Origin of the sequence: Terriglobus sp. 2YAB30_2, from assembly GCF_052114765.1 — a bacterium.
GTDB lineage: Bacteria > Acidobacteriota > Terriglobia > Terriglobales > Acidobacteriaceae > Terriglobus.
Genome location: NZ_JBFRFJ010000020.1, coordinates 1 through 14,551 on the forward strand (window position 1 = coordinate 1; position 14,551 = coordinate 14,551).

Sequence of the window (14,551 nt, forward strand, 5' to 3'; positions counted from 1 at the left end):
GAGAAGCCCCGCTAAAACAACTCCTTCCGATACAACAAAGAAAATGTCCCGCAGAAAACCCGATAAAACAACTCCTTCCAGACGCCACAAAGAAATCCAGCAACTAAGGCCCACTCAACAAAGAGAAGATCCCTCACTCACACAGACTCTTTAGCCCTGGGCTCTTCGCCTTAATCATAGAGAAGGCCTAGGGCTAAAGCCAGACATCTTTGTAGCCCATTCAGCGGGCTGAAGCCCGCTGAATACCCCAGCCAGCAAGCTGGCCGGGGACCCCGCTGCTCCCACCCGCGTTCAACCAAACAATTCATTCTCATAAGACCCAACAAATCCACCTCTTAACACCCCCAAAACCACACCTACTACCACCGCTAGTAACCCACCAGAAACCGCTTGTCCCCACTCCACAACCGTCTTATGTTGAAGAGGTAGCCGAGAGCGATACACCGCACCGGCAACCTGGAAGTCACCGCCAGTCTTCGGTTTGACGACCAACACTCTTATGAATACCTCCGTCTCCTCATCGCCCTCGTGCGACGTGGCCGTATTTCGTCGCGGTCAAAGAACCAACTCGCTTCCTTCCACCCACATCCCGCGCGAGCAGGCCAAATGGATGATCGACTGCGGCGCCGCCCGCTGGGTGAACAACCGTTACAAGAGCATCCTTCTGCTGGTGGAACCGGAGAAGGCCAAACTGCACGACCTCTCCTCCGTGATGGGACCCAGCGTGACCTTCCTCAATGCAGCCGGCTCCCGCTATCACGCAGCCCTGGTGGAGGCCTGGCAACCCACACCGATTGGAGCAAACCCATCAAATGCTGGAACGCATGGACACCCTGCAGGCACTGCGCTGCAAACGCTGCCGGCAGGTGATTGAGATTCCCCGCCCCGTGGCCGTCGACCCGGAACTGAATGCACGCTTCGCCGAAGAGGCCGAGCAGATACATCGCTGCCAGAACCGAACGGTCCGGCCCTACGTCGCTCACACACCTACACCACCGCCCACCTTCTCTGACCGTGTCACGGCCGAGATGCAACAGGCCGGTCTTCTTCCCTCCGGCGCCAACAGGAGTTCCTCGAATGGCAAAGCCCGGACGTCCATCCAAGTACAGTGACGAGCTGGTCGAGACCATCTGCGCTCTCCTGATGGAAGGCCAGAGCCTCGTCCACATCTGCTCACTCGACAACATGCCTTCACGCCAGACCGTCGCACGCTGGCTCGCGGCCAAACCTGACTTCCAACAGCGATACAAACAGGCCCGTGAAGTACAGGCCGAATTCATGGCAGACGAACTGCTCGAACTCGCCGACGATGCAACCGAGGACTTCTACGGAGAAGGCCAGCCCAATCGCGTCGCCGTACAACGCTCCAAGTTGAAGATCGATACGCGCAAGTGGGTCGCCTCGAAATTGCTTCCACGCAAATACGGCGACCGCATCGACATGAACGTAACCGGTGAGATCTCGCTCGCCGAGATGGTGAAGGAGGCACGTGCGCGCGCAGACAAACAATCCCGCTGACGCAGCCCTTGCCGCCGACATCGGCAGCTTCACTCACGATCCTCTTGGTTACGTCTCCTACGCCTTCCCCTGGGGCACAGGCGAGCTGGAGCAACATCACGGCCCGCGCCGCTGGCAGCGCGAGAAGCTGCAGCAGATCGGCGAACATCTTCGTACGAATCGCACCGATCCTATCCAGCTCGCCGTCGCATCAGGTCACGGAATAGGCAAAAGCGCGCTCATCGGCATGATCGTCAACTGGGGCATCTCCACCTTTGAAGACTGCCGCATCGTCGTCACCGCCAACACCGAAAACCAGCTCCGCACCAAGACCTGGCCTGAGATCAGCAAGTGGACACGTCTCTCCATCAACGCCCACTGGTGGGAGATCACCGCCACCACCATCAACGCTAAAGATAAGCAGCACGCCCGCCAGTGGCGTGCCGACGCGCTTGCCTGGTCCGAACACAACACCGAAGCCTTCGCCGGCCTGCACAATCAGGGCAAACGCATCATCGTCATCTACGACGAAGCCTCGGCCATCGCCGACCGTATCTGGGAGGTCACTGAAGGCGCGCTCACCGATGCCGACACCGAGATCCTGTGGATCGCCTTCGGCAACCCCACCAAGAACACCGGCCGCTTCCGCGAGTGCTTTGGCAAGTTCAAACATCGCTGGCTTATTAGCCAGATCGACTCGCGCTCTGTCGAAGGCACCAACCTGCAGCAGTTGAAAAAGTGGGAAGAGGACTGGGGCGAAGACTCTGACTTCTTCCGCGTTCGTGCCCGCGGCGAGTTTCCTCGCGCCAGCTCACGGCAGTTCATCGCCAGCGACATCGTCGCCAACGCCCGCCGCTTCAAAGCAGAAGGTTACAGCGCTCTGCCGAAGATCCTCTCCGTCGACGTCGCCCGCTTCGGCAACGACCAGACCGTCATCGGTCTTCGCCAGGGCCGCCGCTACACCATCCTGAATACCTATCGCGGTCTCCCCGTCGATCAGGTCGCAGGCCGCGTCTCTGAATACATTGAGAGCGAACACCCGGCCATGACCGTCGTCGATGGCGGCGGTGTCGGTGGTGGCGTCATCGATGTGCTTCGTTCGCGCGGCTACGGTCGCAAGCTACATGAGTACAACTCAAGCCACTCTCCCGAAGACACAGCTCGCTACGCCAACAAACGCGCCGAATCCTGGGGACAGATGCGTGAATGGCTCGCCGCCGGCGCCGAGATTCCCGACGATCCAGAGCTCGGCGAGGACATCACCTCGCCTGAATACTTCTTCACCGCGAAGAACCAGATCCAGCTCGAAGGCAAAGACGAGATGAAGGCACGCGGCCTCGCCTCTCCTGACAAAGGTGACAACCTCGCCATGACCTTCGCCGTAAAGGTAGCCACTGTGAACCAGCAACAGCAGCATGACGAATACACCGGCACACTCGCCGGAGCACAGGGGTGGATGGCATGAAGAAAGATGTAACTGAAAACCCGGCGCTCCGCCGCATCGCCAACCAGCCCGTCACGATGCGTCACGGAGACAACGGCACTCGCCGCGTTGGTACCGTCGTTCCGCCAAGCTACGGCAACACCCAGGGGATGAAGCCCGCGGACTTCAATGTCTTCACCTCCATCGCCGGGCAGAACGTCAAACGCGCGAAACTCTATACCGCTCCTGAAGCCAACGTTCCCTCGAAGCCACGCAGCGAGGACGCCCCGCAGCAGAAGAAGACTAAAGAAGAGAAACTCCTCGACGTTGCCAGACGCCGCTTCCAACTCGCAGCCGAAGCCGAATCGTCGGGCCGCAAAGAAGCTCTCGAAGATCTGGAGTTCTTCTCCGGCAAGCAGTGGGACGACACCATTCAACGTCAGCGCCAGATGGATGGCCGTCCCTGCCTGACCATCAATCGTCTGCCGCAGTTCGTCCGCCAGGTCACCAACGAACAGCGTCAGAACCGGCCCAGCATTCAGGTCAATCCCGTCGATGATGGAGCCGACGTCGAGACCGCGCGCATCCTGCAGGGCCTCATCCGCCACATCGAGTACGACTCCGGCGCCGACGCCGCGTATGATACTGCCTTCTTCGGCGCAGCAGCTTTCAGCTTCGGCTACTTCCGCATCACGACGGACTACAGCGGCCCTCTCTCCTTCGAGCAGGAGATCCGCATCAAGCGCATCCGCAATCCCTTCACCGTCTACTACGATCCCCATGCCAAGGAAGCCGACTTCTCTGATGCTGACTGGGCCTTCGTCGTCGAGACGATGAGCAAAGATGCCTATCGCAAGGCGTGGCCTGACTCCGAGCTCTCGCATATGGAAGACTGGCAGTCGATCGGCGACACCGGCTGGATTCAACAAGACGGATGCCGCATCGCTGAATACTTCTGGCGCGAGCGTGAGACGCATCCTCTCGTGCAGCTCAGCGATGGCAGCGCCATGCTTCGTCATGACTTCGATGCACTCGCAGAAGAGCTGGGCATCAGCGACGAACAGAAGCAAAGCCTCATCATCGCCGAACGTCAGACCGAGGTCGAACGTGTCCGCTGGGCCAAGCTCAACGGCCTCGAAGTCCTGGAAGAGACCGAATGGGCCGGCCGCTGGATTCCCATCGTGAAGGTCGTCGGCGACGAGCTCGACATCGACGGCAAGCTTCTACTCAAAGGCATCGTGCGTGACGCCAAGGAACCGCAACGCCAGTTCAACTTCATGAAGTCAGCCGCAACCGAAGCCATCGCACTCGCTCCCAAGGCGCCTTTTGTGATCGCCGAAGGCCAACTCGAAGGCTACGAACGTCAGTGGGCACAGGCCAACACCAAGAGCTTCGCTTATCTGCAGTACAAGCCAACGACAGTCGGCGGTCAGCCTGCTCCTCCACCGCAGCGAATGAATGCAGAGCCGGCGATCCAGGCCATCAATATGGCCATGATGGAGTCGACCGATGATCTCAAAGCCGTGACCGGTATCTACGACGCCTCTCTCGGAGCGCAGGGCAACGAGACCAGCGGCAAGGCCATCCTCGCGCGCCAGCAACAGGCACAGGGAGCGAACTTCCACTACATCGACAACCTCACCCGAGCGATGCGTCACTGCGGCCGTATCCTTCTCGACCTGATCCCGAAGATCTACGACACCCCGCGCATCATCCGCATCCTCGGCGAAGATGGCGCACCGTCGATGGCTGCCATCGGACAACAGCAGCAACTCTCACCAGAACAAACAGCCCAGTGGCAGGGCTACGAACGCATCTACGACCTCGGCCTGGGCACGTATGACGTCACCATCTCCACCGGCCCCAGCTATCACTCCCGCCGTCAGGAAGCAGTCTCATCGATCATCGACCTCACCAAGTCCTACCCGCCGCTGATGAACATGGCCGGCGACATCCTGGTAAAAAACATGGACTGGCCCGGAGCGCAGGAGATCGCCAAACGTCTGCACACGATGCTCCCCCCGCAGATCCAACAGGAGAGCAACGGAAACCCACAACTGCCTCCACAGATCCAGCAGACGTTAGCGCAGCAGACCGAAACCATCCAGAAGCTGACACAGCAACTGCAGGCCACGCAGGAAGACCTGAACAAAGGTCTATCGATCACGAAACTGGAGACCGACTCCAAAGAACGCATCGCCGCCGGCGAACAACGGATCCGCGAACTCGAACTATCCCTCGAAGCCGAACGCATCCAGATCGAAGCCTTCAAAGCCCAGGCCCAATCAATGCAGTCATAGAGCGGGCATCATCACTGGGTGCCCCATATCTGGCGGCCTTGTCGCCAGATGTGGGCAATCGCGCAACGCGCGATCCGTCTTCCCCAAGTTTTCCCCAAAGCCCACGGACGGCTTCCTCAGTCCGGCCCTTTCAATCCTTGGAGACCAACCCATGTCAGAAGACCTGCAACCGCAGGAACAACTCGCCGCGCCCGAAGACATCTCGGGTGAAATCGCTCCAGAGTCGGCGGCTGGAGACAACGAACCGCAACCCCCGGAAGAGACACCTCGTCCTCACAAAGGCGGATTCCAGCGCCGCATCGACAAGCTCACCCGTGAGAAGTCCGATGCGGAACGCGCAGCCGAGTTCTGGCGCACTGAAGCGCTGCGAACCAGGCAAGACCCCGCAGCCGTGAACGACGGCAAACCCTCTCCCGATCACTTCGAGACCCAGGCCGGGTACCTCGAAGCGCTGACCGACTGGAAGGTCGAGCAGCGTGAACGAGCCCACGAAGCCCGTCATCAGCAACAGCAGGAGGTTCATCGCCGGCAGGCACAGCAGGACAACTTCCTCGCGCGCGAAGACGGCTTTCGCGATGCAGCGCCAGACTACGACGCCGTCATCGCGCAGGCCATCGCGAGCGACACCCCCATGTCGCCCGCACTGTGGACTGAAGTGCAGGACCACGAACACGGCCCTGCACTTCTCTACTACCTCGCGCAAAATCCTGCCGACGCCGAACGACTCGCCGCGATGAGCTCCAATCAGGTGGCGCGTGAAATCGGACGACTCGAAGCGCGGTTCGTTCCCTCAGCCGATACGCCGCGGCAGCAACGCGCGGCGGCACCCGTGACCAGGGCCCCCAAACCTCCCTCCTTAGTAGGCAGGTCGACACGCACCTCCGAGAAGGATCCCTTCTCCGACGACATGTCCCCCGAAGAGTGGAGAACTTACCGGGCCAAACAGTTCCCCAACCTGCGCTAGAGCACGTATCGACATATCGGTGTTGTCAGAATTTTTCCCCAACCTTACCCACCCTAGCGTTGCGAGGGCGGGGCACCCAGGTAGGGAAACAACTCCCCATGTAGATACCGCTAAACGCACGTAACGGAACAGGAGAGATAGACCAACGTGGCGAATCAGCTTCTCACCATCAACATGATCACCAATGAGGCCCTCGCGGTTCTCGAGAACCAGCTCACCGCAGCCAAGTACATCAACCGCCAGTACGACGACTCCTTCGGCCGCTCCGACGCGAAGATCGGCGACACGCTGAACATCCGCAAGCCTCCGCGTTACATCGGCCGCACCGGCCAGGCCATCAGCATTGAAGACTCGGTCGAGACCTCGGTGCCCTTGGCCCTGACCACGCAGCGCGGTGTCGATATCCAGTTCAGCTCTTCGGATCTGGCGCTGCGTATCGACCAGTTCTCTGAGCGCTTCATCAAGCCCGCCATGGTGCAGGTGGCCAACGCCATCGACCTCGACGTGCTCATCCTGATGAAGAACACGACCTGGAACTCCGTCGGCGTCCCCGGCACCGCACTCACCAGCGGCGATATTCTGCTCGATGCCGGTGCGCTGCTCGATGACAACGCAACTCCGCGCGGCGACCTGCGTTCAGCCGTCTTCGGCGCACGCAGCTCCGCCAACGTCATCAAGGGCTTGAAGTCGATCTTCAACGACGGCAAGCGCATCAGCGACCAGTACAACACCGGCAACCTTGGGCCTCTGTACGGCTTCAAGACCAGCATGGACCAGAACGTGATCAAACACATCGTCGGTCCTCTCGGTGGCACACCGCTGGTCAACGGAGCCAACCAGACCGGCAACTCACTCACCACCGATGGCTGGACCGCTGCCGCGGCCAACCGTCTGAAGAAGGGAGATGTCTTCACCATCGCCGGCGTCTTCGCGGTCAATCCGGTCAGCCGTCAGACGACGACCCAGTTGCAGCAGTTCGTCGTCGTCGCGGACGTGAACTCCGATGCCGCGGGCAATGCCACCATCCCCATTGCTCCAGCCATCACGCCCACCGGCCAGTTTCAGAACGTGACCGTTGGTCCAGCGGACAACGCGGCCCTTACGATCGTCGGTACTTCCGGCGCCGTGACGGAACAGAACGTAGCCTTCCATCGTGACGCCTTCACGTTGGCCTGTGCCGACCTTCCGCTTCCCGGCGGTGTCGACATGGCCGCACGTAAGAGCGATCCGCAGACCGGTCTCTCCGTTCGCGCGGTGCGCGCCTACAACATCACCACGGATCAGTTCCCGCTTCGCCTCGACATCCTCTACGGCATCGCGGCTCTGTATCCCGAGTGGTCATGCCGCATCCAGGCTTAATCCGGCAGGGGCGGGGAGCAATCTCCGCCCCACTTTTTTCAAAGAGCGTCTTCATCACCTCTTATCCGAGGTACGGCTCTGGGTGCCCCATGTCCCGCGTTTGGGACGTGAGTATTCGAGCGAAGCTCGAACCGCCGTTTGCTCCTTCTCTCACCGATATTCCCAGGAACCCCCTTTGACCTATCCCAAGTACAAGTACCACGCGACCGAACCTCCCATCGTGGTTCACACCCGCGAAGAAGAATCCGCGCTCGGCAATGCATGGACGAATTCTCCTGCTGACCACGGCATCATCACCTGCCCATCCGCCGAACAGATCGACGCAACTGTGACGCCGCCAATCGCCAACTTCACACCACAACGCCGCAAACGCCGCACAACACAGGAGTAGAAGATGACCGCCCGCGATCTCATTAAAGGAGCCCTGCGTCTGATCGGTGTCATCGGCAGCGGGCAGGAGCCTTCCGCCTCCGAAGCCGCCGACGCCCTCGTAAGCCTGAACAGCCTGATCAGCACCTGGCGCACGGAACGCCTGATGGTCTTCGCCATCATGCCGCACAGCTTCCCGCTCGTGGCAGGCAAGAAGACCTACACCATGGGCCCAGGCGGAGACTTCGATACCGTTCGCCCCACGCGCATCGAGAAGGTGACACTCATCTACAACCAGGGCAGCAATCCGCCGCTCAATCTGCCCGTGCCGATCCTCAACATCGATCAGTACAACGCCTTCAGCGTTCCTGATACCACCAGCACCCTTCCGCAGTTCGTCTACATCGACAACGAATACCCGCTGCGCAACCTCTTCCTTTATCCCATTCCCAGCCTCGTCAACGCACTCAACCTCTACACCTGGGAACAGCTGACGCAGATCGCCACACTCGACGACGACATCACGCTGCCCGACGGCTACGATCGCGCTCTTCGCTACGGACTCGCCGTCGATCTCGCACCGGAGTACGGCATCGATCCACTGCCGACCGTCATTCAACGTTCGGTCGACGCCAAGGCCTCCGTCATGGCGCTCAACAACACCTACGTTCCGTTGTTGAAGAGCGATGCTGCCGTCACCGGCGCGCCCAACGGTTTCAACTACCTGACCGGTGACTCCGGCAATCAAGGGAACTGATGCAGCTCAAAGGATTCGTCAGCGGCGCCTACAAGCTGCAGAGCACCAACATCAACTGTCAGCGATGCGTAAACCTCTATCCCCAGCTCGATGAATCCGGCACCGGCAAAAACGTTGCTTCCCTGCTCGGCACGCCCGGGCTGAAGACCTTCGCCACACTCGATGCGGGCGAACATCCGGTGCGCGGCATGCTCACCACATCCAAAGATGGCCGCCTCTTTGCCGTTACCAGCACCACATTGTGGGAGGTGATGAGCGACGGAACCAGCATCAGCCGCGGCACGTTGAACTCCTCCGCCGGCTTTGTCGGCATTGCGGACAACGGCGGACAGTTGATGCTGGTCGATGGACCGAACGGCTACACCTACGACCTCGCAGCCAACACGCTGACATCGCTCGCGGACTTCGAAGCGAACGGCGGCGGCAGCACCGTCACCTTTCTCGATGGCTACTTCCTCTTCACCCGGCCCAGGTCGCAGGTCTTCGTCATCACGCAGCCCTACTCGACCGACATCGACTGGACGATGTTTGCCTCTGCCGAAAGCTCGCCCGACGGCCTGCTCGTTGCACTCGCCGACAAAGAGCTCCTCTGGCTCTTCGGCACCAGCAGCGTCGAGGTCTGGTACGACTCCGGCGACGCCACCTTCCCCTTCCAGCGCACGCAGGGCGGCGTCATCCAGTTCGGTCTCGCCGCTGCCAGAACTCCAGTACGCCTTGCAAACACCATCGCCTGGCTCGGCAAGAATGAGCAGGGCCAGGGCATCGTCTACATGGCAAATGGCTTGGCGCCGCAACGCATCTCCACACACGCAATAGAACAAGACCTCGCCACCTACAGCACCATCGCCGACGCCACCGGCTACAGCTATCAGCAGGAAGGCCACGAGTTCTATGTCCTGAACTTCCCCTCCGGCAATAAGACCTGGGCCTATGACGTCAGCACGCAGCTCTGGCATGAACGTGCCTATACCGGCGCACGCAGCCTGGAGCGTCATCGCGGAGAGATGCATGTTGAAGCCTTCGGAAAACACATCCTCTCGGACTACGCCACCGGCAAGCTCTACATCCTCGACCGCTTCTCGTTGAACGATGCAGGCACGCGGATCACTCGCATCCGTAGCACACCGTTTGTGAGCGATGAGCTGAAGAACATCTTCTTCTCGAAGTTCTGGCTGGACATGGAAGTTGGACTCGGAGCCGATGGCGTTCCCATCGGTACGCCCGAGCCGCAGCTGATGCTGCGGTGGTCCGATGACGGCGGCCACAAATGGTCCGGCGAATACTGGCGCGGACTCGGAGCACGCGGCGATACCTATAAACGTGTGATGTGGTGGAGACTCGGCAGAACCCGCCAACGCGTCTTCGAGATCAAGATCACCGATGATGTGCTCGTTGCCATCAACGATGCCTTCATCGAGATGAAAGGAGGCGTCAGCTAGAGCATTTCTCCTCTTGCCGGGTATCCCGGAAGGAGCGTGCAGCGGCATTTTCATTGCGGAAAACGCCCATAGATACATAAGCCCCGCACTACACCTACAGGAGAAATGCTCCAATGCCGCAGAATCCCGACAGCCTCTCCGGTGCCCCTATCTCTACGCCTCTCTTCAGCGCCGACGGCCTGGTCTCACAGCAATGGGCACTCTGGTTCCAGAAGCTCGTCTACCGCGTCGGCGGCGGCAGCAGTACGCCTCTCAGTCAGATCAGCTCGGATGTTGCCGCGCTCCAGACCCATGTAGCAACCGCGGAAACAAACATCACTGCACTGCAAACCGGCGTTGCCGACCTCAACACTCGCGAGCTCGCGGACCGTGCAGACATCAACACACTGCAAACAACAGTCGGCGCTGACAGCGGTACATGGGCACCAACCCTGATTGGCGCAGCCGAAACCGGTGCCGTGAACTATGCGGGCTGGTGGAAGTCGATTGGCGAAGAGCTCTTCTGGGAGGTTGAGATCGATGCCACCGTAGGCACCGTCACTTTCACGGCAGCGCAGATCACCAACATGCCCCAACCCACCACCCGTCCAGGCGCCTTCGCCGCAGTCAACACCAGCGCCTACGCCGACTACGGCAACGGCATGGTCGCCGGCAACACAGCTTACCTGCCCAACTTCACCCTGACCTCTGCCAAAGCAATTTTCAGCGGACGGTATGTGAAGTGATTACCTTTCAGACCGAACGCCTCGCCGATTGCTGTCACGAGATGGAGCCGCTCTTCCCCTTGCACTACGCCGAAACGGGCGAGCTGGAGGGTGGCATCGACATGGCATGGGAACAGTACTTCGCCATGGAGCAGGCCGGCATGCTCTTCCTTCTCACTGCTCGCTACGACGGCAAACTCGTCGGCTACTTCGTCGGTATCGTCATGCCCAATCTGCATAACCGCAAACGCCTCGCCGCCGTCAGCGACATGTACTTCCTTCATCCTGATCATCGCGGTCACGCCGGTATCCGCATCTTTCGCGAGGTGGAACAAGCCTGGCGCGCGATGGGCGTTGAGCTCGCCACCATCACCTGCAAAGTCTCACGCAACTACGCAGCCTTATTCGAGCGCCTGGGATGGCGGCTCGAAGAAAAAGTCTTTATCAAGGAGCTTTGATCCATGTCCTTTGCATCAAGCCTCATCGGCGCTGGCATCGGCGGCGTCACCAAAGGGATTGGCTCGCTGATCGCCGGCAACTCCCAGGCGGATGCCTACCGCGACGCAGCCAATCAGGCAAATAACAAACTCACCGATACCTATAACCAGATCCGCACCGACTACACACCTTATACCTCAGTCGGCACGAACGCAGCGAATAAGCTCAACACCTACCTCAATACTCCGCAGACATTCAAAATGTCCGACTTCTATAGTGACCCGGGCTACCAGTTCACGCTGCAGCAGGGACAGAATGCGGTGAATAACTCGGCAGCCGCCCGGGGAGGGCTCCTAAGTGGATCCGCGGCCAAAGGGCTGACGAACTACACGACGGGTCTGGCGAATCAGACCTATGGGGATGCCTATAACCGCTGGATGGGAAATCGGCAGCAGACTTACAGCGAGATCATGGGAGGCGCGAACCTCGGTGCGAATGCAACCAACCAGGTGAGCAACGCCGGTCTGAGTACCGGTATGCAGCAGGCGCAGAACACCTTCAACGCCTTGACCGGAGCCGGCAATGCGCAGGCCCAGGGTCTCTATGGAATGACCAGCGGTCTGGGAGAAGGAGCACAGGGCACGCTCGCGCAGTATTACAGCCAGACCGACCGATACAAGAACGATCTGGCTCGCAACGGACGAACCTATGGTCAAAACCGCATTTACGTCTAAGGAGCCATGAATGGGAGCTTACGTACCGATTCAACAAAGCCGCGAACCGGGATGGTTCGAGACACTCGGCCAGGCATACCAGAACCGCGCCCAGCAGCAGCTTATGCAGGCCCGCGGGCAGGAAATGCAGCAGCGCGATCTGGATCTTCGGCAGCAGCAACAGGACTTCCACGATAACCAGGAGATCCGTCGCGCCCTTCGTCCTCAGATGAATGCAGAAGGCAAGCCGCAGCCCTCCGAAGCTGCCGGCCGGATTGCAAATCTACGAGGGCTCGGAACACCGGCAGCCAGGAAACAGGCTGACGCGATGGAGCAGGCCGAGTTCGGGCGGCAGCAGCAACAGTACCTGCTCCAGCAGCAACAGCAGAGGATCCACGACCACGACATCGAGGAGGTCTCCTCGCTCGCTGCCTCAGCCATGCACGCTCCTAAAGGTATGGAGCAGACCGCATGGACCGCCTTCGTGAAAAAAGCCCGCGAAAAGGGTTTCGATCTTGAGAATCATCTCAGCGACCTCTACTCTCCCGAGGCGGCACAATACTACGGCAACCTCGGATCCTCCGCCTTGGAGCAGATACGGCAACAACGGGAACAGGATCAAGCCTCCGAAAACACTCGTCATCACAAGTGGCTCGAACAAAATCAGGCGAATCAGCTGGCCGAAATGCAGCGTTACCACAATGGGATGCTCGCTACCCGTCGCGGCTCTAGCCGTGCACCGGCGCCTCAAGCACCGTCCACGCCACAACCCGGCATCAACCTCGGCGACTATCTTCCCGACAGGCGTTGGCAGTAGAGCATTCCTTCCGCCCACAGGAGTTTGATTCTCATGCCGAAGATCCCGGCCATCCCTGATCGGTAGCTGCCAATCGCTTACCTAACAAACGCACAACAAGATGGAGCATCTGACGCATGGCAAATACCGACATCGCATCGCTATTGAACAATCCACAACGAGAAGGCACGTATCGGATGCTCACTCCGGGCACAAAGGGAAACTACATCATGGTTCCCTACGGCAACGTCCCCTCATTGCAGCAACGAGGCTTCGTTTTAGATGACGGAGAGATCCATCGCTACCAAGGGGACTTTGAAGCAGCCCATGCCTCTCATCCTTTGCACACGGGCGGTCAGATCGCACTGGACGTTGTGAAAGGAATCGGAAAGGGCGCACTCACTGGTGTCTCGGTCGGTGACCGATGGGCACGGGAACACCTTCCACCCTTCTTCACCAATTCAAACCTCGGCTTCGGTCATCCAGCGGATCTCGACAAGCTCGACGAGATGAAGACCGCACACAATACCGCGCAGCGCGTCGGCAAAGGCATCGAACAGACTGCAGAGTTCCTCATCCCCGCAGGCGGAGAAGCCGCGCTGGCAGGTGAAGTCGCCAGGCTTATTCCCAGGGCAGCTCCAATCGCCGGCATCGCCGCCTCAGCTCTTGGCTCGGGCCTCGTCAATAAATATCAGGGACAATCTTTTGGAGAGGGCGCACTCTGGGGCGCAGGCGGCCATATTGCCTCAGATGCGATTAAGAAAGCCGCGCCTTATCTGGCGGCAAAGGCTATCGGTTCAAAACTCTTCGAGAGCGCTCGTGATAAAGCAGCCAACGCGAAAGATATCGGTGAAGCAATCCTGAAAGAGACAACCGGTATCGACCCAGGTAAGGTTGTGGACCAAGCCAAAGCACTGCTGACCCACTACCAGGGCGCGCTCGACAGCGCCGCAAAGGATTCGCCGGCGTTCATTGACCTGGATGCAGTCAGAGGCAGGCTGAAGCCTTTTTTCGCTCAGGCCGTCCCTGGAAATCAAGCGAGCGAGCTTAATGATCTGAATACCATCCGCGAACAGCTTTCCTCATATCATGGGTCCGGAGCTCCCATTCCCAACAAGATTCCGGCAAGCGAAGCGTTAGGTTTCAAAGACGGTCTTGATGGCCTATCCCGACAATGGGGAGACGGGAAAGAAGTACAACACCATGCACTCAAGGCAGTTCAGGACGAGCTTCATAACAGGCTCGTGGCTGCACTACCTGGATTCGATGCGATACAACAGCGAATCTCGGCACTGCGGTCTATAGCAGAGGCACCGGGAATCGATAGTCCCTCTAACAACATCAAGAAGCAGTTTGCCGATAACCTGCTTGATCTTGTCAAAAGCGGCGTTGGCTACGTTGGTGGTTCACAACTTGCCGATGCACTCCATGCGGGTCCCCTATCTCACCTTGCCGCCGGTGCTGCCGGCGCAATTCTCCCAAAACTTATTCCGGAATCTCATGTCCTGCTGCCTGCCGCCCGCACCGCCGCCAGCTCCTCACTGCCGGTTGCTATGCGCGCAGCTGCGGGCGCCACACTCGCCACAGTCCGGGGACCTCAGCGATGGATGGACAATGGAGCGCGAAATCTCTCCCTCTCTGGAGTCGATGACGATACCATCAGCAAACTGCGATCGACGGACAAAGGTCAACAAACGCTGAAGGACGCAGGCGATGTTTCATTTGGCTCCCGGCGGCTTGCATCGATCGTCAATGGCCTGCTACAGGGGAAACAGCAGAAATAAGCTGTGCG

15 protein-coding genes are annotated in these 14,551 nt (G+C 59.5%); all 15 read left to right on the plus strand.

Translation table 11 applies throughout. The features are described 5' to 3' along the window. Window positions 1–499: 499 nt before the first annotated feature. The 15 genes from AB4Y89_RS21560 (at window position 500) to AB4Y89_RS21630 (ending at window position 14,543) form a co-directional block, all read left to right on the plus strand. Window positions 500–874, plus strand: coding sequence for a hypothetical protein (locus AB4Y89_RS21560; RefSeq protein ID WP_442303009.1), 375 nt, complete (start codon window positions 500–502; stop codon window positions 872–874). Continuing rightward, window positions 867–1,112: a hypothetical protein gene (locus AB4Y89_RS21565; RefSeq protein WP_442303010.1), complete on the plus strand. Its 246-nt coding sequence runs from the start codon at window positions 867–869 to the stop codon at window positions 1,110–1,112. The genes AB4Y89_RS21560 and AB4Y89_RS21565 overlap by 8 nt, the downstream gene beginning before the upstream one ends. Continuing rightward, window positions 1,078–1,518 carry a hypothetical protein gene (locus tag AB4Y89_RS21570; RefSeq protein ID WP_442303011.1) on the plus strand — a complete coding sequence of 147 codons (441 nt, stop codon included), beginning with the start codon at window positions 1,078–1,080 and terminating at the stop codon, window positions 1,516–1,518. Before AB4Y89_RS21565 ends, AB4Y89_RS21570 begins: the two co-directional genes overlap by 35 nt. Further along, window positions 1,490–2,962, plus strand: a complete 1,473-nt coding sequence (locus tag AB4Y89_RS21575) for a hypothetical protein (RefSeq protein WP_442303012.1) — start codon at window positions 1,490–1,492, stop codon at window positions 2,960–2,962. Before AB4Y89_RS21570 ends, AB4Y89_RS21575 begins: the two co-directional genes overlap by 29 nt. Further along, a complete protein-coding gene (locus AB4Y89_RS21580; RefSeq protein WP_442303013.1) occupies window positions 2,959–5,220 on the plus strand; it encodes a portal protein in 2,262 nt (753 codons plus the stop codon). Before AB4Y89_RS21575 ends, AB4Y89_RS21580 begins: the two co-directional genes overlap by 4 nt. Window positions 5,221–5,371: 151 nt before the next feature. Continuing rightward, complete coding sequence (locus AB4Y89_RS21585; protein WP_442303014.1) at window positions 5,372–6,184, plus strand: hypothetical protein; 813 nt, start codon at window positions 5,372–5,374, stop codon at window positions 6,182–6,184. 147 nt (window positions 6,185–6,331) lie between these two features. Further along, complete coding sequence (locus AB4Y89_RS21590) at window positions 6,332–7,543, plus strand: P22 phage major capsid protein family protein (protein ID WP_442303015.1); 1,212 nt, start codon at window positions 6,332–6,334, stop codon at window positions 7,541–7,543. A gap of 175 nt (window positions 7,544–7,718) precedes the next feature. Further along, on the plus strand, window positions 7,719–7,934 hold the full coding sequence (locus AB4Y89_RS21595) for a hypothetical protein (protein ID WP_442303016.1): 216 nt from the start codon (window positions 7,719–7,721) through the stop codon (window positions 7,932–7,934). Window positions 7,935–7,937: 3 nt separating this feature from the next. Further along, window positions 7,938–8,669 carry a hypothetical protein gene (locus AB4Y89_RS21600; RefSeq protein WP_442303017.1) on the plus strand — a complete coding sequence of 244 codons (732 nt, stop codon included), beginning with the start codon at window positions 7,938–7,940 and terminating at the stop codon, window positions 8,667–8,669. After that, window positions 8,669–10,108 carry a hypothetical protein gene (locus AB4Y89_RS21605; protein WP_442303018.1) on the plus strand — a complete coding sequence of 480 codons (1,440 nt, stop codon included), beginning with the start codon at window positions 8,669–8,671 and terminating at the stop codon, window positions 10,106–10,108. The genes AB4Y89_RS21600 and AB4Y89_RS21605 overlap by 1 nt, the downstream gene beginning before the upstream one ends. 113 nt (window positions 10,109–10,221) lie before the next feature. Continuing rightward, window positions 10,222–10,833 (plus strand): hypothetical protein, encoded by a 612-nt coding sequence (locus tag AB4Y89_RS21610; RefSeq protein ID WP_442303019.1) that lies wholly within the window; start codon window positions 10,222–10,224, stop codon window positions 10,831–10,833. Beyond that, a complete protein-coding gene (locus AB4Y89_RS21615) occupies window positions 10,830–11,270 on the plus strand; it encodes a GNAT family N-acetyltransferase (RefSeq protein ID WP_442303020.1) in 441 nt (146 codons plus the stop codon). The genes AB4Y89_RS21610 and AB4Y89_RS21615 overlap by 4 nt, the downstream gene beginning before the upstream one ends. 3 nt (window positions 11,271–11,273) lie before the next feature. Next, on the plus strand, window positions 11,274–11,984 hold the full coding sequence (locus AB4Y89_RS21620) for a hypothetical protein (protein WP_442303021.1): 711 nt from the start codon (window positions 11,274–11,276) through the stop codon (window positions 11,982–11,984). Window positions 11,985–11,994: 10 nt separating this feature from the next. Continuing rightward, window positions 11,995–12,780, plus strand: a complete 786-nt coding sequence (locus AB4Y89_RS21625; protein ID WP_442303022.1) for a hypothetical protein — start codon at window positions 11,995–11,997, stop codon at window positions 12,778–12,780. 116 nt (window positions 12,781–12,896) lie between these two features. After that, on the plus strand, window positions 12,897–14,543 hold the full coding sequence (locus AB4Y89_RS21630; protein ID WP_442303023.1) for a hypothetical protein: 1,647 nt from the start codon (window positions 12,897–12,899) through the stop codon (window positions 14,541–14,543). Window positions 14,544–14,551: the final 8 nt, after the last annotated feature.